This is a genomic window from Prauserella isguenensis (genome assembly GCF_014191605.1).
Taxonomy (GTDB): domain Bacteria; phylum Actinomycetota; class Actinomycetes; order Mycobacteriales; family Pseudonocardiaceae; genus Prauserella; species Prauserella isguenensis.
The window spans coordinates 150,291-167,418 of sequence record NZ_JACHWU010000005.1; the positions used below are offsets into that span (position 1 = coordinate 150,291).

Annotated in this window: 17 protein-coding genes; 5 read left to right on the top strand and 12 right to left on the bottom strand. The window is 71.0% G+C overall.

Going from position 1 to position 17,128, the window contains the following annotated elements; all coding sequences use genetic code 11:
- Positions 1 to 15 precede the first annotated feature (15 nt).
- Positions 16 to 717 (top strand): TIGR03089 family protein, encoded by a 702-nt coding sequence (locus FHS23_RS19185; protein ID WP_183657838.1) that lies wholly within the window; start codon positions 16 to 18, stop codon positions 715 to 717.
- Here the strand turns inward: FHS23_RS19185 and FHS23_RS19190 are convergent.
- The 4 genes from FHS23_RS19190 to FHS23_RS19205 form a co-directional block, all read right to left on the bottom strand.
- Positions 710 to 1,138, bottom strand: coding sequence for a DoxX family protein (locus FHS23_RS19190; RefSeq protein WP_183657841.1), 429 nt, complete (start codon positions 1,136 to 1,138; stop codon positions 710 to 712). The genes FHS23_RS19185 and FHS23_RS19190 overlap by 8 nt on opposite strands.
- 370 nt (positions 1,139 to 1,508) lie before the next feature.
- Entirely contained in the window at positions 1,509 to 2,030 is a 522-nt protein-coding gene (locus tag FHS23_RS19195) for a GNAT family N-acetyltransferase (RefSeq protein ID WP_183657845.1), read from the bottom strand.
- A gap of 118 nt (positions 2,031 to 2,148) precedes the next feature.
- Entirely contained in the window at positions 2,149 to 2,712 is a 564-nt protein-coding gene (locus FHS23_RS19200; protein WP_183657848.1) for a hypothetical protein, read from the bottom strand.
- A 353-nt stretch (positions 2,713 to 3,065) separates the two neighbouring features.
- Positions 3,066 to 4,235 (bottom strand): acyl-CoA dehydrogenase family protein, encoded by a 1,170-nt coding sequence (locus tag FHS23_RS19205; protein ID WP_183657850.1) that lies wholly within the window; start codon positions 4,233 to 4,235, stop codon positions 3,066 to 3,068.
- Between the two features lie 239 nt (positions 4,236 to 4,474).
- Between FHS23_RS19205 and FHS23_RS19210 the strand changes: the two genes are divergently transcribed.
- The gene (locus tag FHS23_RS19210; RefSeq protein WP_183657853.1) at positions 4,475 to 5,356 is read left to right on the top strand and encodes a LysR family transcriptional regulator; all 882 of its coding nucleotides are present in this window, start codon (positions 4,475 to 4,477) and stop codon (positions 5,354 to 5,356) included.
- A gap of 138 nt (positions 5,357 to 5,494) precedes the next feature.
- On the opposite strand, the gene purE is transcribed toward FHS23_RS19210, so the two are convergent.
- The 6 genes from purE to FHS23_RS19240 all read right to left on the bottom strand — a co-directional run bounded on the left by purE (position 5,495) and on the right by FHS23_RS19240 (position 10,643).
- A complete protein-coding gene (gene purE, locus FHS23_RS19215) occupies positions 5,495 to 5,995 on the bottom strand; it encodes a 5-(carboxyamino)imidazole ribonucleotide mutase (RefSeq protein WP_183657857.1) in 501 nt (166 codons plus the stop codon).
- 51 nt (positions 5,996 to 6,046) lie between these two features.
- Positions 6,047 to 7,231 carry a 5-(carboxyamino)imidazole ribonucleotide synthase gene (locus FHS23_RS19220; RefSeq protein ID WP_183657860.1) on the bottom strand — a complete coding sequence of 395 codons (1,185 nt, stop codon included), beginning with the start codon at positions 7,229 to 7,231 and terminating at the stop codon, positions 6,047 to 6,049.
- 36 nt (positions 7,232 to 7,267) lie between these two features.
- A complete protein-coding gene (locus tag FHS23_RS19225) occupies positions 7,268 to 7,696 on the bottom strand; it encodes a TA system VapC family ribonuclease toxin (protein ID WP_183657874.1) in 429 nt (142 codons plus the stop codon).
- On the bottom strand, positions 7,697 to 7,954 hold the full coding sequence (locus FHS23_RS19230) for a hypothetical protein (RefSeq protein WP_183657877.1): 258 nt from the start codon (positions 7,952 to 7,954) through the stop codon (positions 7,697 to 7,699). It abuts the gene before it with no gap.
- 84 nt (positions 7,955 to 8,038) lie between these two features.
- Positions 8,039 to 9,562 (bottom strand): glycosyltransferase 87 family protein, encoded by a 1,524-nt coding sequence (locus FHS23_RS19235; protein ID WP_425501149.1) that lies wholly within the window; start codon positions 9,560 to 9,562, stop codon positions 8,039 to 8,041.
- Between the two features lie 145 nt (positions 9,563 to 9,707).
- A complete protein-coding gene (locus FHS23_RS19240; RefSeq protein WP_343054102.1) occupies positions 9,708 to 10,643 on the bottom strand; it encodes a GGDEF domain-containing protein in 936 nt (311 codons plus the stop codon).
- A gap of 214 nt (positions 10,644 to 10,857) precedes the next feature.
- On the opposite strand from FHS23_RS19240, the gene FHS23_RS19245 reads away from it, so the two are divergent.
- Positions 10,858 to 13,491, top strand: coding sequence for a sigma-70 family RNA polymerase sigma factor (locus FHS23_RS19245; RefSeq protein ID WP_183657880.1), 2,634 nt, complete (start codon positions 10,858 to 10,860; stop codon positions 13,489 to 13,491).
- Between the two features lie 117 nt (positions 13,492 to 13,608).
- Entirely contained in the window at positions 13,609 to 14,130 is a 522-nt protein-coding gene (locus FHS23_RS19250; protein WP_183657883.1) for a GtrA family protein, read from the top strand.
- A gap of 93 nt (positions 14,131 to 14,223) precedes the next feature.
- Here FHS23_RS19250 and FHS23_RS19255 read toward each other — a convergent pair whose 3' ends face one another.
- Both FHS23_RS19255 and FHS23_RS19260 read right to left on the bottom strand, forming a co-directional pair.
- Positions 14,224 to 15,504, bottom strand: coding sequence for an ATP-binding protein (locus FHS23_RS19255; RefSeq protein ID WP_183657886.1), 1,281 nt, complete (start codon positions 15,502 to 15,504; stop codon positions 14,224 to 14,226).
- Between the two features lie 65 nt (positions 15,505 to 15,569).
- Entirely contained in the window at positions 15,570 to 16,259 is a 690-nt protein-coding gene (locus tag FHS23_RS19260; RefSeq protein WP_183658080.1) for a response regulator transcription factor, read from the bottom strand.
- A gap of 47 nt (positions 16,260 to 16,306) precedes the next feature.
- On the opposite strand from FHS23_RS19260, the gene hisN reads away from it, so the two are divergent.
- On the top strand, positions 16,307 to 17,092 hold the full coding sequence (gene hisN / locus FHS23_RS19265; RefSeq protein ID WP_183657888.1) for a histidinol-phosphatase: 786 nt from the start codon (positions 16,307 to 16,309) through the stop codon (positions 17,090 to 17,092).
- The last annotated feature ends 36 nt before the right edge of the window (positions 17,093 to 17,128 follow it).

A 17,128-nucleotide genomic window follows, 5' to 3' on the forward strand; every position in this document is an offset into this window, starting at 1 on the left:
GGGACAATCACGGGCGTGAGTCTCACCGATCGGTTGCTGCACCCGTTGCTGTCCTCGTCCGCGCGTCCGGCGGTGACGCACTACGACGACGCCGTGGGCAGCCGCGTGGAACTGTCCGTGGCAACGCTGGCCAACTGGGCGGCGAAGACGGCGAACTGGCTGGTCGAGGAGTTCGACGTCGAGCCGGGCGACCCGGTGGCGGTGGATCTGCCCGCGCACTGGCAGACCGCGGGCGTGCTGCTGGGCACGTGGTGGTGCGGCGGGCACGTCGTCGCCGACGCCGACGGTGCGCGCGTCGCGTTCGTCGGGCCGAACGCGGCGACGGGTGCTGCCGACGACACGGCCGTGGTCGCGCTGGACCCGCTCGGCCGTGGTCTCGGGCCGCAGGGAGCGCCGGACGGGGCGTTCGACTACCTGCAGGACGCACGCACCGCGGGGGACGACTTCACGCCGCTGATCCCCGTTCCCGGCGACGCCCCGGCGCTGCTCGGCTCGACGGTCGACGACGTGATCGCGACCGCCCGCGCCCGCGCCGAGGAGTTGGGCGTCGGGGCGGGCGACCGCGTGCTGTCGACGCGCGCCTGGACCTTGCCGGACGGCGTGGTCGACGCGCTGGTCGCGCCACTGGCGGCGGGTGCGCACGTGGTGCAGGTGTCCCATCCGGCGAAGCTGGAGGCGCACCGCGCCGCCGAGGGCGCGACCGTCGACCTCAACTGACCGGTTCGGCCGTCCTGTCGCTGCGGCGACGGCCGACGAGCAGGTGATCGAGTGCCAGGCGGCCACTGTTGACGCCCAGCGCGAGGCCGGCGAGCCCCAGCACGAGCACCAGTTCGTAGCCGCCCTCGCCGGTGAGGCCCGCGTCGAGGTGGACGGCGAACGTCGCGCCGATGCCCACCACGGCGAAGCCGACGCCGACCAGCGGTGTCGCGAAGCCGACGATGAACAGGAGCGCGCCGACGACCTCGACGGCGATGACGAAGATCGCTGCGACCGTGGGCAGCGGAATACCGACGGCCTCGAACATCTGAGCCGTCGCGTCGATGCCGGCGTTCCACTTCTCGAGTCCGTGGACGAGGAAGACAACGCCGATCGCGATGCGCCCGATCAGCGCTGCGACGTCCTGGATGCGTCCGTACATGCTTGACCTCCGCCAGCTGTTGGTGGTTCACCGGCCGTGGACCTGTCGACGACCAGGCCGGCTTTATGTTGAAATTTCAACCATTGTCGCAGGCCCGGCGTGCACGCCCGAATGACCCCCCTGCCCCCAACCCGCGTGTCCTGCATCCAGGCTCGCGTGTCCTGCACTCAGGCCCGCCGCGTTGCGATTCCCCGGGTCCCGCGTTGCGGGTTCGCGGCAGATGGTTGCCCTACTCGTCGGCCGTTGCCCACGAGGCCGCACCCCACCCGGTTGCGCCTGCCGCCGCCGACCGCCTTCTGCCACGGGACCGACGGCGCTGAGGTGCACGGAGAAACCGCGCGATTCAGCCGTGCCGCGACGGTCAACCGAGTCAGTCGTCCTGCGGGAGCAGCGGCTTCGCGAACCAACACTCGGCGTACGGATCGTCGCCGTACCGATCGATCTCGCGGTAGCCGCTGCGGCGGTAGAGGCCGCGCGCCTCGACCAGGTCCAGCCGCGTGCCCAGGCGCATCTCCGGGCTGCCGTGACTGCGGGCACGATCCTCGGCCGCCGCCAGGAGCCGCGGCGCGAGACCCGTCCCGCGGAACTCCGGCAGCACGAACATCTTCGTCAGCTCGGCGTAGGCGGTCAGCCACCGCACCCCGACGCACCCCGCGACGACACCGCTCTGCCGGGCGAGCAGAAACACGCCCGTCGGCGGGCGCAGGTCCGCGCCGGGCTCGTCGGCGATCGCGGCATCGACATCCTCATCGGTGATCGGCCGCGAGTAGTACCGACGACACAGCTCGCTGAAGTACACGCGCAGCACGGCCGCCGACTCGGCGGCGTCGATCTCCGCGGGGACGATCGTGAACGACGGTGTCTGCGACGGGGGCGACGTCGGCGCGGGCATGATTCGATCATGCCACCGGACACGCCCACTGCATGGGCAACGAGGTCGGCGCCACGCGTGTCCTGCACTCGGCACCGCGTGTCCTGCGGTTCAGGCACATCGTGAGTGCCGCGCGTACTCAGACCATCGTGAACGCCAGTGCCGCGGTGAGCCCGACCCACCCGACGACGTGGACGATGCCGAGGGTGCGCCAGCCGCCGCGCGGGGTGTCACGGTCGCCGCGCAGGACGCCGAACACGTACGCCGCGGACACGAACACGACCGCGACGGCGATGAGACACGTCGGCAGGAGCGCATTGGCCGCCCCCGCCGACGGCCCGATCTGCATGTCACGCACGACGTCCTCGACGTGCGTCCGTTCCGGCACCAGCAACACGAGCACGCTCGCCAGTGCCGCGGGAACCACGCCGAGCAGCCACCATCGCGCGCCGGATCGCTCCACGAGCCGATGGATCCCGTACACCATCGGCACGGTCGATCCCGCCAGAACTCCGACGACGACGATCAGCCCACGAACGGTGCCGCCGCCCAGCGCCCACAGCCCCTGTGCGACCGGCACCCGGAACAGCACGGCCAGGACCGGCATCGCACACGCCGCCGCGATCGCCAGGACGTGATACGACGACCTCTGCGCTCCGGGCGTGGTCGATTCGGCGGCCTCGGCGGATGCTTCGGGGTCCATAGGTCGGCACTGTGGCAGATCCACTCCGGCCGGTGACCACCGGCCACCGATGACGTGCGCGGCCGTCGCCCCACCGGGACGAACCCGGAAACCGCACCACGCGCCCCGGAACCTGCACCACGCGCCCCGGAATCCGCAACACGACCTCCGGGATCCGCAACACGGCCCCGCGAAACCGCAACACGATCCCCCGGATCCGCAACACGGCCCCGCGAAACCGCAACACGATCCCCCGGATCCGCAACACGGGCGGCTCGGGACACGACACGGGTGGGGCCACCGGCGATGTGTCACCGTCGGTGGCCCCACCCGGTGTCAACTCGGACGCCCTCGCACGGTCGGGCGTCGGGAACTCAGCCCTTGAGAAGGCTCCGGGCCATCACGAGCTGCTGGATCTGGTTCGTGCCCTCGTAGATCTGGGTGATCTTGGCGTCGCGCATCATGCGCTCCACGGGGAAGTCACGCGTGTAGCCAGCGCCGCCGAACAGCTGCACGGCGTCGGTCGTGACCTCCATGGCGATGTCGGACGCGTACTTCTTGGCGGCGGAGGCCATGAAGGCCGCGCGCTCGTCGCCGCGCTCGCTGGCCGCGGCCGACGCGTACACCATGTGACGGGCCGTCTCGACCTTCATGCCCATGTCGGCGAGCATGAACTGCACGCCCTGGAACTCGCCGATGGCCTGACCGAACTGCTTGCGCTCCTTGACGTAGTCGACCGTCGCGTCGAGCGCACCCTGGGCGATGCCGAGTGCCTGGGCGCCGATCGTCGGGCGCGTGTGCTCCAGCGTCAGCAGCGCGGTCTTCAGCCCCGTGCCCGGTTCTCCGATGATGCGCATCCCCGGGATGCGGCAGTCCTCGAAGTAGATCTCCCGCGTCGGCGATCCCTTGATGCCGAGCTTCTTCTCCTTCGGGCCCACCGAGAAGCCCGGATCGTCGACGTGGACCGCGAACGCCGAGATGCCCTGCGACGGCTTCGCCGCGTCCGGATTGCTGACGGCCATGACCGTGTACCAGGTCGACTCGCCCGCGTTGGTGATCCAGCACTTGGTGCCGTTGAGGACCCAGTCGTCACCGTCCTGCTTCGCGCGGGTGCGCATGGACGCGGTGTCGGAACCGGCCTCGCGTTCCGACAGGGCGTAGGAAGCGCCCGCGCCTGCCGCGATGTCCGGCAGCACCTGCTTCTTCAGCTCCTCCGAGGCCGACAGGATGATCGGCTGCGTGCCCAGCTTGTTGACCGCCGGGATGAGACCGGCCGACGCGTCGACGCGCGAGACCTCCTCGATCACGATGCACGCGGCGATCGCGTCGGCACCCTGACCGTCGTAGGCCTCGGGGATGTGTACCGCGCTGAAGCCCGCCTTGTTGAGCGCGTCCAGTGCCTCCCTCGGATACCGCTCCTGCTCGTCCACCTCCGTGGCGTAGGGAGCGACCTCCTTCTCCGCCAGCGCACGCACGGCCGCGCGCAGTTCCTCGTGCTCCTCCGCCAGCTGGTAGAGGCCTGGGCCCTCGCTCACCTGCGTCACCTTTCGTCCAAAGCCTTCTGCGTCGGTTCTCGCACCGATGTTAGGCGTCGTTCACGTCGCCTGTCTGTGTCGTTGACCGCAGTGGTCGTGTCGTTGACCGCAGTGGTCGTGTCGGTCTTTCGACGCAGTATCCGGCCCACCCATGTTACCCGCGCGTAGGGGTGGTGTGACCGGGCGAACACAACAGTTCGAACGAATACTCGGGCCGTAATGTTCAGCGTGCGAATACAGTCGTCGGCATGCTCGACGTGGCGAAACTGCGGCTGCTGCGGGCGGTCATCGCGACCGGATCGATCCGCTCGACCGCCGCTTCCCTGGGGTACACGCCGTCGGCGGTCAGCCAACAGCTCGCCGCGTTGCAGCGCGACACGGGCCTGCGGCTGTTCGACCGCGTCGGCAGGGGCATCGAACCGACGTCCGCGGGCCGCACGCTCGCGAGCGAGGCGGAACAGGTGTTCAGCGCACTGTCGGCGCTGGACGGTGTGGTCGGCGACCTGCGCGCGGGTCGGGTGGGCAGTCTGTCGATCGGCTACTTCGCCTCGGCGGGTGCCACCTGGCTGCCGCCGGTGGTGGCCGCGCTGCAGTCCGAGTTCCCCGAGCTCCGCCTCGACCTGCGCATGACCGAACAGCGCGACGGTCTCGAACTGCCCGACATCGACCTGTTCGTCGACGCGCCCGGGATCGAACACCCGGGCCACGCCGACGTCCATCCGATCGTCGACGACCCGTTCCTCGCCGTCGTCCAGGACACCGATCCCCTCGCGAGCCGCGACGAGGTGCCGCTCGCCGAACTCGCCGACCGGCGCTGGGTCGACAACGACCTGCACCGCGGAACGTGCAGGCGGGCCCTGTTGGACGCCTGCGCCGAGGCGGGATTCTCGCCGAAGTTCGCCGTCGAGACACACGACTACCAGACCGCGATACCGTTCGTCGGCACGGGAATCGGCATCACCGTGGTACCGCGGCTGGGCATCGGCGACCTGCCTCCCGGGCTGACGACCGTCCGGCTGGTCTCCCCGGAACCGGTCCGCAACATCGCGGTGTCGGTGAAGCAGACCGTCGCGGATCACCCCGCCGCGGTCCGCGCCCTCGAGGTACTGCGAGCCGTCGCCGCTCCGTGAGGCTCCTGCGGGCGCCGCACGTCCGCCGGGGCCCGCGAAAGCGCAACAGCGGCCCGCGAGAGTGCAAAACGCGCCCGCGAGAGTGCAACACCGGCCCGCGAAGGCGCAACACGCGTGCAGGACTCGCGGGCGTGGTGGTCAGTCGGAGAGCTTGGCGCGGAGGGCGGCGTCCTTGTCGTGGACGAGCTGTTCGAGGTCGGCCTGGAACGCCGTCATCCGCCGTTGCAGCTCCGGGTCGCCGGTCGCGAGCATGCGCACGGCGAGCAGGCCCGCGTTGCGGGCGCCGCCGACCGACACGGTCGCCACGGGCACGCCCGCGGGCATCTGCACGATCGACAGCAGCGAGTCGAGCCCGTCGAGGTGCTTGAGCGGCACGGGGACGCCGATCACGGGCAACGGCGTCGCCGACGCGACCATGCCGGGCAGGTGCGCAGCGCCGCCCGCTCCCGCGATGATCACCTTGAGGCCGCGTCCCGCGGCGTCGCGGGCGTAGTCGAGCATCCGCTGCGGCGTCCGATGAGCCGAGTACACGCCGACCTCGTAGCCGACGTCGAACTCGTCGAGCGCCTGCCCTGCCGCTTCGAGCGTCGGCCAGTCCGAATCACTGCCCATGATCACGCCGACGTCCGGTGTGCTCACGTCCTGCCTCCCGCGCCTCAGTGGATCCCGCGCCTCAGTGGATCCCGCGTCTCAGTGGATGCTGTAGCCGTCCGGCCATTCGGCGGCCGACAGCCAGTGCGCCGCCATCCGCGCCTTCGCCCGGGTCTGCTCGTCGATCGGGCCGAGGACGTTGACGTGTCCCAGCTTGCGCCCCGGACGTTCACCCTTGCCGTAGAGGTGCACCTTGACGTCGGGATACCGCGCGTACAGGTGGTGCAGGCGTTCGTCCACGCTCATCGTCGGCGTCTCGGGCGCGCCGAGGACGTTGGCCATGACGGTCGGCGACAGCGGATCGGTCGTGCCGAGGGGATAGTCGAGGACGGCGCGCATGTGCTGTTCGAACTGCGAGGTGCGGCTGCCGTCCATCGTCCAGTGGCCGGAGTTGTGCGGGCGCATCGCCAACTCGTTGATCACCAGCCCGCCGTCGTGGGTCTCGAACAGCTCCACAGCCATGACCCCGGCGACGTCGAGCTGTTCGGCGATGCGCAGTGCGACGTCCTGTGCCCGCTGGGTACCGGCCTCGGACAGGCCCGGCGCGGGGGCGAGGACCTCGGTGTTGATGCCGTCGACCTGCACGGTCTCCACCACCGGCCACGCAGCTCCCTGCCCGAACGGTGAGCGCGCGACCAGCGCCGACAGTTCCCGGACCATGGGGACGCGCTCCTCGATCAACAGCGACATGCCCGCGTCGAGGAGCTCGGGGATCTGCTCCCGCGCCTCGTCGGCGGAAGCGAGCTGCCACACGCCCTTGCCGTCGTAACCGCCCGTCGCGGCCTTGAGGATCGCGGGCCAGCCGTGGTCGTCGCCGAACTTCACCGCGTCGTCGACCTGCGTGACCTCGACGAACGCCGGGTTCGGCAGGCCGAGCGTGGCCATCCGCTCCCGCATGAGGAGTTTGTTCTGCGCGAACGCCAGCGCGTCCGGTCCGGGCCGGACGACGACTCCCTCGTCGACGAGGCTCCGCAGGTGGTCGCCGGGCACGTGCTCGTGGTCGAACGTCAGCACGTCGACGCCGCGCGCGAACGTGCGCAGCGCGTCGAGGTCCGTGTGATGGCCGTGGCTGACCTCGGCGGCGACGAGGCCCGCCGCTTCGCCCTCGCCGACGGCCAACACCCGCAGCGACTGGCCGAGCGCGATCGCGGCCTGATGGGTCATCCTGGCGAGCTGGCCGCCGCCGACCATGCCGACGACGGGAAGTCCGGTACGCGTATCCATAGCGCGCTCAGCCTAAGCGGCCCCGATCCGGCCGCGTCACGAACCGTCCCCGAGTGTCACCACCGCCACTGACGGATACCGCGTGAGGAAACCGCGATCCAGTGTCACCAGAGGGCACCCGGCGGCCTGGGCGAACGCTGCCAGGTAGTCATCGGTCCACAGTTTGTGACTCCGGTCCTCACGAGCGGAGATCACTCGCCAGACCTGCTCGAGGTGAGCGGGCTCGGACGTCCAGACCACACGTTCGTCCGAGCGAAGCTCATCGAGCACCCGCCACGCTTCTGCGCGACTCAACGCGGCCTCGCCCATAACCGGCTGGTTCGACAACAAGCGGAGCAACGCCATCTGCGTCACTCGGCACAACCTGAGTTCGCCGTCCTGTTCATCGAACCACGAGGACACCTCGACATGGTGCTTGTGCTCTTCCCACACCGACGCGAACCAGACGTTGACATCCAGCAGCATCTACTGCGCCCGGTACTTCTCGGCATCTTCGGCCGCGAAGATCGCTTCGATGTCGTCGTTCGTGATGTCGACTTTGCGCGTCGTCGCTGCCGGGACCAGCGGGAGTTTCACCCGTTTACGCGACCGATCGCCCTCCGCTGTGCCCAGCTCATGACTGACTGCCCGAGTCAGGAACTCTTTCACAGTCTCCCCGCGGGCGGCGGCCTCGGATTTCATCGCCCGCATGAGCTCCGGGGACAAGTCAACCGTTGTGCGCATAGAAGCATATTAGCACGCGGTGGGCCCGTGCTTGACCTCGATCGCGGTCGAGGTCGCAGCATTCATCCCCATGCCGACCCCGGCCTATCGCTGGTCGGAACCGGCCGCACTCGAACCGGCGGAGTTCGAACCGGCGGAGTTCGAACGCGGCACGCTCGAACCGACCCGGCCGGACGCGGCAATGTCGGCCGCCGACGGCTGAGCGTCGTCGCACGCCGTCGTCCCTGCCCTGCCACGGAGCAGGGCGATCAGCGTGTCGCGGTCGCGGAGCGATCCGCGCAGGGTGTCACGGTTGCGCCACAGCCAGCGGCCCGCGAGGACCGCGACCAGCACGACGGGCACCAACAGGTAGGCGCTGCCCAGGATGTACTGCCAGAACGCCCAGTGCAGCTCCAGGTTGCGGCCGTTCGGCAGAACCAGCAGCACGCAGCTGACGAACACCACGAACACCGCGCCCGCCGCGATCCAGCGCTTCCGCGTCTTCACCGGATCGGCGTGCGGCAGCTTCGACACGAGCACCATGATCAGCGGCACGGCCCACACCCAGTGGTGCGACCACGACACCGGCGAGAGCAGCAGCGCGTAGAACGCCGTCACCAGCAGCGCTTCGAGCGGGCGGCCGCTGCGGTGGAACCGCAGCATCAGCCACACCGCGAGCGGCGCCAGCGCCAGTCCGACGACGATGGCCGCGTTCGACGCCCACGGCGCCAGGTCGGTCATACGGTTGAACAGGCCGTTGAGCGACTGATTGCCCGCCCAGTGCATCGGCCCGATCCGGCCTGCGTTGAACACGGTGTGCGTCCAGAACCGCCACGCGTCCGACGGGATCAGCGCGAACACCAGCACCTGCAGGCCGAGGAACGTGCCCATCGCCCGCAGTGCGTCCATGCGGCGGCCGGTGAACAGCAGGTGCGGGATGAAGATCAGCGGCGTCAGCTTCACCGCCGCCGCGACGCCGACCATGACGCCGCCCCACCGGCTGCCACGGGCGCAGACGACCAGCACGTCCAGCACGATCAACGCCATGAGGATGAGGTTGATCTGACCGAGGAAGATCGTCCGCCACACGGGTTCGAGCGCGAAGAACAGCACCGCCGACAGCACTGTCACCCGCGCGGGTGAGGCCCACACGGGCAGCTCGCCCTTCGGCCGCGGCAGCGCCCCCAGCGCCACGCGGATGACGACCGTCATGGCCAGCAGCGACACCGCCGACAGCACACCCCACGCGACCTGCACAGGGAACACGGCCAGCGGCACGAACAGCAGCGCGGCCGTGGGCGGGTAAGTGAACGGCAGCAGCGCCCAGAACGGTTCGGGCGCGAGCGTGTTGGTTTCGTAGAGCGGGTCGCCGTGCAGCAGGGTGACGGCTCCCGCGCGGTACACCGCAGAGTCGACGCCGAGCTGCAGGTCCATCAGCCAGCCCACGATTCCTGCCACGATCATCAGCGCGGGCAGCGCCAGCACGAGCACCAGCGAACGGGGCCGCGCGAGCAGACGGTCGAACGAGGCCCGCAGCTGCAGCGGCGCCGACCCGGCGGGCTCCGGACGGGAGTCCGCCGGCGCCGAGTGCGCCGATGTGTCGGCCTCGCGCAGGTCTGAGGTGCTCACTCTTTCTAGGAAACCATGAACGCCGTGTGAGTTCGGCGTCGGCCACGCCACGCGGCCCGCTCGACGGCGCCGCCCGGGCGCCTCCCGTGCCACGTCGTCGCCGGGTACGGCCGGTCCCGCCCGGCCGCTCCGCTCGGCCACCCGGCTACCGAGCCGCGAGGGAGTCGAGCAGGTCGCACACGTCGTCGTGGGAGGCGGGCAGGCGCACCACGTTCACCCGCGCCGACCCCGACTCGGCCAGCTGCGGGTCGACGGCGAACCGCTCGGTGAGGTCGCGTCGGAGGCGTACCGCGCGGCGGGCCACCTCGTCGGACCGCGGGACGACCGCGCCGACCGTCGAGGCGCCGAGCACGGCGTGGCTCTCGCCGCCGTCGAACACCTCCCGCAGCACGTCGGCGGCCAGGATCATGCCTGCGGGCCGCAGGTAGACCGCAGCGTCGTCGAAGCCGAGCGAGATCACCACGAGGACCTGTCCCTCGGCCACGCACACGCCGTCGCGGGCGGCCTCGCGGTACAGCTCCGCCAGCCGGGTACGCAGGTACGCCTGAGTCGGCAGGCCGGTCAGCGAGTCGTGCACCTCGGTGGCGCCGACGTCGTTCAGCGCGACCTCGGCCCACGCCACGGCGACGATCCGCAGCAGCCGCGTGGGCAACGCGTCGACGTCGGCCGCCTCGGCGATGGCGTCGAGCGTGTCGGCGTGGCTCGGCTCACCCCCCGATGTTGCTGCGCCGACCTGCAGCACCCCGTGCAGCGCGGCCAGGTCGCCGAGGGTCTCCTCCAGTCCCGTGCCCGCTGCCGCACGGGCGTGGGCCAGCGCCACGAGCGCCGCGCCCGCGCCGTCCAGTCCGGACCGCGCGACGGCGGAGCACACCAGGTCCACCTCGGCGACGTCCCAGTCGTCGGGAAACCGCCAGCCGCACGCCAGGCTCGCGGTCCGCCATCGGCGCCGCAGTGCCGCCCGTGGTTCCCGCTCGGTCCGCGCCCCCTGCACGGCCTGCGGCTGCCGGCCCGGGGGCGATCCGCCCTGCTCGTCCGGCAGGGCGAACGGCACACCCTGCACGTCGCCAGCACTCACGTCCACTCGCGCCTCCTTGTCGGCTCGTCGGAGTGGAGACGCCCGAGATCGCCCCGCATGACGGCATGGAGTGGCGAAAATCGCCGCGCGTGCGATCACGGGTCGCGGCGCAATCGATCCGGGTGACGTGACGACCCTCGGCGTGACGCTTCCCCGGATGTCCGTCACACTTTGCCTCGCAGTGCGTCCCCCTTGTACGGGACGACCTGAGAGGAGAGCCGTGAGCACCGCACCCACCGACCCGCAGGGCATGAGCGACGCCGAACTCATCGCCTCGGTACGCGCGGGCCAGCTCGAGTGCTACGGGACGCTGTACGAACGTCACGTATCCGCCGCGTACAACCTTGCGCGGCAACTCGCACGCACGTCGATCGAGTCCGACGATCTCGTGTCGGACGCCTTCTCGAAGGTCCTCGACACACTCCGCGGCGGGAAGGGTCCGGACAGCGCGTTCCGGGCGTACCTGCTGACCGCGGTGCGCCACGGCGCCTACGACAAGACCCGGCGTGACAAGAAGCTCGACCTCGCCGAGGACATGACGACCGTGACGACGGTCGGTGGCGCCGGCGCCGAGGCGCTGACCGTGGAGTTCTCCGACACGGCCCTCGAAGGTCTGGAGCGCACGCTCGCCGCGAAGGCGTTCGCGAAGCTGCCCGAGCGCTGGCAGGCCGTGCTCTGGCACACGGAGATCGAAGGTGCCACGCCCGCCGAGGTCGCGCCGCTGCTGGGCCTGACGGCCAACAGCGTGTCCGCGCTCGCCTACCGGGCGCGCGAAGGTCTGCGCCAGGCATACCTGCAGGTCCACCTCGCCGAGGTCAGTGCGAGCACCTGCCACGCCACGGCCGACAAGCTGGGCGCCTGGACCCGCGACGGGCTCTCCAAACGGGAGCGTGCGCAGGTCGAGGCACATCTCGACGACTGCTCCGACTGCCAGGCGCTCGCCGCCGAGCTGGCCGATGTCAACGGTGCACTGCGCGCCGTCATCGCTCCGCTCGTCCTCGGCGGCGGGGTGTTGGGCTACCTGGCGGTGGCGGGCGGCGGCAAGGCCGCAGCGGCGACCGCCATCGGTGCAGGCACGGCGGCCGGTTCCGCAGGAGCCGCGGCCGGTGCGGGTGGTTCCGGCGGCGGTGCCGGTGCCGCGGCGGGAGCGCCCCGCGAGTTCGTCGGCGTGGCCGGTTCCGGCGTCGCGATGGCCGCCGCCGTGGCACTGGCGCTCACGGCCGGTGGCGGCGGGCAGCAGATCCCGACGGCCGCGGAGCAGCCGCAACAGCAGCCGCCCGCCGCGCAGGCACCGAACGAGCCCGCTGCTCCCCCGCCGGGACAGCCCGCTCCCGACGACCCCCCGCCCGCGCCGAACGAACCCGCACCCCAACAGCCGCCGCCCGCGCCGAACGTGTCGCAGCCGGAGTCGCCGGAACCCGCCTCGGTCGGGGCGACCGTGGACCAGCAGAGCGTCGAGCTCGTCGCAGGCGGCGGCCCCGCCGACCTGCCGATCACGGTGCGCAACAACGGCGGCACGCTGTCCGACCCCATCGATGTGACGCTGAATCTGCCGAACGGCGTGAGCGCCCTCGGCGGCGGTGGTGGCGGCGGGACGACCGCGGGTGCGGCCGGCGCCCAGCACAGCGCCGGTCAGCAACAGCACGCCGGTCAGCAACAGCACGCCGGTCAGCAGGGCGCCGGTCAGCAGGGCACCGCAGCGGCACCGACGGGTGGCGGCGCGTCGCCGTCCGGCGGAGCACTGCGCCAGGGCGGTGGCGGCGAACGCATCACCTGTCCCGGCGGTACCGGCACCGTGACGTGCTCCACCGGCCGCGGCCTGGAACCCGGCGAGTCCATGACGCTCGTGTTCCGCCTGCAGGCCTCCGCCGACGCCGAGTCCGGCCAGGTCACCGGCAGCATCAGCGGCGGCGGCGCCGTCGACGTGTCGCTGCGGGTGCCCGTCAAGGTCGAGCCGAAACCCACGCCTCCGCCGGCACCACCGGCCGAGGACGGCATCAGTGTGCAGGCCGGCCACCCGGTGGCCGGGGTCGCCAGGGTCACGGTCGAGAACACCGGTGACAGCAGCGGGACCGTCACGCTCACCTCCGACCGTCCCGTCTCGGTGGGCGGCGGTTCCGGCATGGACTGCGGCGTCGCCACGTCCGAACGGTTGTCGTGCACGTCGAACAGGGCACTCGAGCCCGGCGACACCAGGACCGTGTTCGTCAGCAAGGTCGACCACGGTGACGGCGACAACGGTCGTGGCAACGGTGGTGGCGACAACGACCTCGGAATCGAGGACGGCCCCGGCAACGGAAACGGCACCGCCTGGGGCTGGCGACCCGACTCCGGCGACGAGGTCACGGTCACGTTCACCGGGACGCTCGGCAACGCGTCCGCCAGCGATGACGCGACGTTCGGGTCGATGGGGTGCTGGCCGCCGCCGTTCGGATGTCTCGGCAGTGTTGTGGCCCCGACGCCCGACGCGCAGTCCGGTTCCGGATCGGCGGAGGTGCCGACGAACCCCGACGCCGACGGTTCGGCGTCGGTGACCGGTCCGCCGTCCGGTTCCGGCTCGACGGAAGCGCCCACGGGGGCTCGGCCGAGTGGCACGTCGTCGGGTTCGGCGACCGCCCCGGCGCCCGAGTCGGGGTCGGGATCGGGATCGGCGAGCTCCACGACGAAGACCGACACCGCGGAGATGCCACTGCCGACCAAACCGTGGCCCCGTGAGCCCGACGAGGAGTCCGGACAGCAGGACGACGGCGGCAAGCCGGGCAACGGTGACGGCAGGGGCAACGGCGACGGCAGGGGCAACGACAAACACGGCGACACGTCGGGCAACGGCAAGGCGCACGGCCGCTCACGCTGACCCGGCGGGTGCGCTGCGTCACGATCGGTCGTCGAGCTGGGCGTGGTGCAGACATCCGGCGCGTGAGGTTCCACCGTTCGGCGGTCCCCACCGGCACGAATGGCTACACTGCGATGTGTGTCCGTCGTCGAAACCGTGCTGGCGCGCGTCCCCGGTCCGCTGCGCTCACTGCTGTTGAAACACCGTGAACTGCTGAAATTCGCGGTCGTCGGCAGCACGACCTTCCTGGTCGACAACGGCATCTGGTACCTGCTGAAGTTCACCGTCCTGATGGATAAGCCGACGACCGCGAAGGCCATCGCGATCCTCGTGGCGACGATCGTGTCGTACGTGCTGAACCGTGAGTGGTCGTTCCGTACCCGCGGCGGCAGGGAGACCGGGCACGAGGCGACCCTGTTCTTCGTGATCAGTGGCGTCGCGGTCGCGGTGAACCTGGTGCCTCTGCTGATCTCGCGCTACGTGCTGCACCTGCAACGCCCCGAGGTATCGCTGTTCGTACAGGAGACGGCCGACTTCGTCAGCGGCTCCGTGATCGGCATGCTGCTCGCGATGGGCTTCCGGTTCTGGGGATTCCGCAAGTGGGTCTTCCCCGACGAACTCGGCGGCATCCGCCGCGACAACCTCACCGCCCGCCACTGACCGCGCCCCAAGGGCACCTCGGTGGCACTGGGCGCCGCCGCGGGCGCTCTGGTTGCACGCCGCCAGGCAGTCAAATTTCCCGAGTCGACGCTGCTACCTCGGCACTCGTTCCGTGGGCCACTCGACCGCGGGGACGTCGCCTGCGGTCGGCACGCGGAGGAACAGGCTGAACGTCGCCGGTGCGCGGGTGGACAGTTCGAGCCTGCCGCCGTCGGCCTCGGCCAGTGCCCGCGCCAGTGCGAGCCCCACACCCGTCGACCCGGCGCCGGAGAAACCGCGGTCGAACACGTGCGGCGCAAGCTCGTCCGGAACCCCGGACCCCCCGTCACTGACCTCCACGACGACCGTGCCGTCGGTGTCGCCGCGCCGGGCCGCAAGGGTGACGGTGCCCGCGCCGTGCCGCATCGCGTTGTCCAGCAGCACGCCGATGATCTCGCGGAGACGTGCGGGCGTGACGCGCACCATCAGCCCGTCGGCGATCCGCAACCGCAGGGTGCGCCCCTCGGCTTTGAGCACGTCGCGCCACTCACCGCTGATCTCGGGCAGCATCTCGGTGAGCGACACCGGTTCGGTGCCGACCTCGCTGGCCGCGCGGGCCGCGGCGAGCAGTTCGTCGAGGGCGCCCGCGAGCCGGTCGGACTGCTCGAGCGCCGCGTGCGCCTCCTCGGCGACGTCCGGGTCCTGGTGCAGGCCGAGCGCCTCGAGCCGTAGCTGCAGCGCGGTGAGCCTGCTGCGCAACTGGTGCGAGACGTCGCCGACCAGCTGCCGTTCCCGCTGCACCAGCTGCGCCAGCGCCGTACCCGACGAGTCGAGCGCGTCGGCCACCATGTCCAGTTCCGCCACCTCGTAGCGCCTGCTGTCGGGACGGAAATCGCCCGCGCCGAGACGGGCCGCGCGGTCGGCCACGTGCCGCAGCGGGCGTGCGAGGCGGTTGGCGGTGACCGTGGCGACGAACGTGCCGATACCGACCGACAGCACCACGACGAACACGACGGCGACCGCGACCTGGGTCTGCTGGGTCCGCATCTCGCCCGCGGGCTGGGTCATCACGATGTGGCCGCCCGCGATCGGCTGCTGTTCACTGATCACGTCGTCGCCCGTCGACGGGCCCGCCTCCATGATCGCCGCGGAGCCGTGGTGCACGACCAGGTGCGCGTCCCGCGGCATCGCCGACCGAATGTGCCGCAGGTTCAGGTCGTGCCGGTTGGCGAGCTGGTTGTCGAGGGCCGCCGCGATCCGCTGCGCGCTGTTGGCCAGCTCCTCCCGGTGGAAGTTCTCCACCAGCAGCACGCCGGTCACCCCGAGCGGCGCGCCCAACGCCACCCCGGTGACCAGCACAGCCAACAGAATCGCAAGGAGAATTCGCCGCCGCATACGCCGTCTGTGTCCCTACCCGCTCGTGCCCGGCCGCGCACGTCCCGACCGTCCGGTGCCCGTCGTCATTCGACGTTGAACCGGAACCCGACCCCGCGCACCGTCGCGATGTGTTCCTCGTTCGACTTCCGCGGATCCCTGCCCGCCGCGACCGCGAGTTTCCTGCGCAACCACGACATGTGCATGTCGAGCGTCTTCGACGTCTTGAGCGCTTCGGTGTCCAGGTCGTTCCACACCTCGGCGAGGATCTCCTCGCGGCTCACGACCTGCCCCGCCCTGCTCATCAGCACCCGCAGCAGCTCGAACTCCTTGTTGGCGAGCTGCACCTCCTCGCCTTCGACGGTCACCAGCCGCGCGGCGACGTCCATACGCACGCCGCCGACGTCGAGTGCCCCCGGCGACCGCCTGCGCAGCAGGGCCCGGATCCGCGCGAGCAGCTCGGCGAGGCGGAACGGCTTGGCGACGTAGTCGTCGGCGCCCGCGTCGAGGCCGACGACGAAGTCCACCTCGTCGGTGCGGGCCGTCAGCATCAGCACCGGTGTCTGCGCGCCGGACGCCCGCAGCCTGCGGCACACTTCCAGCCCGTCCATCTCGGGCAGGCCGAGGTCGAGAACCAGCAGGTCGACGCGTTCGGAGGCCGTGGCTTCGAGCGCCGCCGAACCGTCCGTGACGGCGACGACCTCGTAACCCTCACGTTCCAGCGCGCGGGACAGCGGCTGCGCGATCGCGGGATCGTCTTCGGCGAGTAGGACCATGCTCACCTGGCCAACCTTACGGCGGGGGCACGTGGAACCATCGTGATGTGTCCCGTTACTCCGACGATGCAGCGCTGGCGGCCGAACTCGCCGACGCGGCCGACGCCATCACGATGGAACGTTTCCGCACCCAGAACCTGGAGGTGACGGCCAAACCCGACCGTACGCCCGTGACCGATGCCGACACCGACGTCGAGGACGCCATTCGCGGCATCCTCGCCGACCGGCGCCCGGGCGACGGCGTGGCGGGTGAGGAGCGCGGCGGGTCGATCGCCGCGCCCGGCCGCGTGTGGGTTCTCGACCCGATCGACGGCACGAAGAACTTCCTGCGCGGCGTGCCGATCTGGGCGACGCTGATCGCGCTCCTGGACGGCGGTGTTCCGGTCGTCGGCATGATCACGGCTCCGCTGCTGGGCCGGCGTTGGTGGGCGAGCCAGGGCGGCGGCGCGTGGCTGCGGGACTCGGCCGGTGAGCGCCAGCTGGCCGTGTCGCGGGTGCCTCAGCTCGCCGACGCCTACGTGTCCACAACGGACCTGAACAGCTGGGCAGAGCACCGCACCCAGGAGGCCTACCTGTCGCTGACCAGGGCGTGCTGGGAGACCCGCGCGTTCGGCGATTTCTGGCAGCACTGCCTCGTCGCCGAGGGCGCGCTGGAGGTCGCGGCCGAACCCGTGGTGAACCCGTGGGACGTCGCGGCCGCACAGGTACTCGTCACCGAGGCGGGCGGACGATTCACCGACCTCGACGGTGCGGCCCGGTTCGACCGCGGCTCCGCCCTGTCGACCAACGGCCTGGTCCACGACGCCGCGCTGGCCCACCTCCGCCGTCGCTGACCCGCGTGTCCTGCATTCGCGCACGCCGCATGTTGC

Excerpts from the sequence above, each read along its gene's own strand:
- FHS23_RS19190 (WP_183657841.1), bottom strand. The coding sequence starts at position 1,138 with ATGTACGGACGCATCCAGGACGTCGCAGCGCTGATCGGGCGCATCGCG.
- FHS23_RS19195 (WP_183657845.1), bottom strand. The coding sequence starts at position 2,030 with ATGCCCGCGCCGACGTCGCCCCCGTCGCAGACACCGTCGTTCACGATC.
- FHS23_RS19200 (WP_183657848.1), bottom strand. The coding sequence starts at position 2,712 with ATGGACCCCGAAGCATCCGCCGAGGCCGCCGAATCGACCACGCCCGGA.
- FHS23_RS19210 (WP_183657853.1), top strand. The coding sequence starts at position 4,475 with ATGCTCGACGTGGCGAAACTGCGGCTGCTGCGGGCGGTCATCGCGACC.
- FHS23_RS19220 (WP_183657860.1), bottom strand. The coding sequence starts at position 7,231 with ATGGATACGCGTACCGGACTTCCCGTCGTCGGCATGGTCGGCGGCGGC.
- FHS23_RS19225 (WP_183657874.1), bottom strand. The coding sequence starts at position 7,696 with ATGCTGCTGGATGTCAACGTCTGGTTCGCGTCGGTGTGGGAAGAGCAC.
- FHS23_RS19230 (WP_183657877.1), bottom strand. The coding sequence starts at position 7,954 with ATGCGCACAACGGTTGACTTGTCCCCGGAGCTCATGCGGGCGATGAAA.
- FHS23_RS19255 (WP_183657886.1), bottom strand. The coding sequence starts at position 15,504 with ATGCGGCGGCGAATTCTCCTTGCGATTCTGTTGGCTGTGCTGGTCACC.
- FHS23_RS19260 (WP_183658080.1), bottom strand. The coding sequence starts at position 16,259 with ATGGTCCTACTCGCCGAAGACGATCCCGCGATCGCGCAGCCGCTGTCC.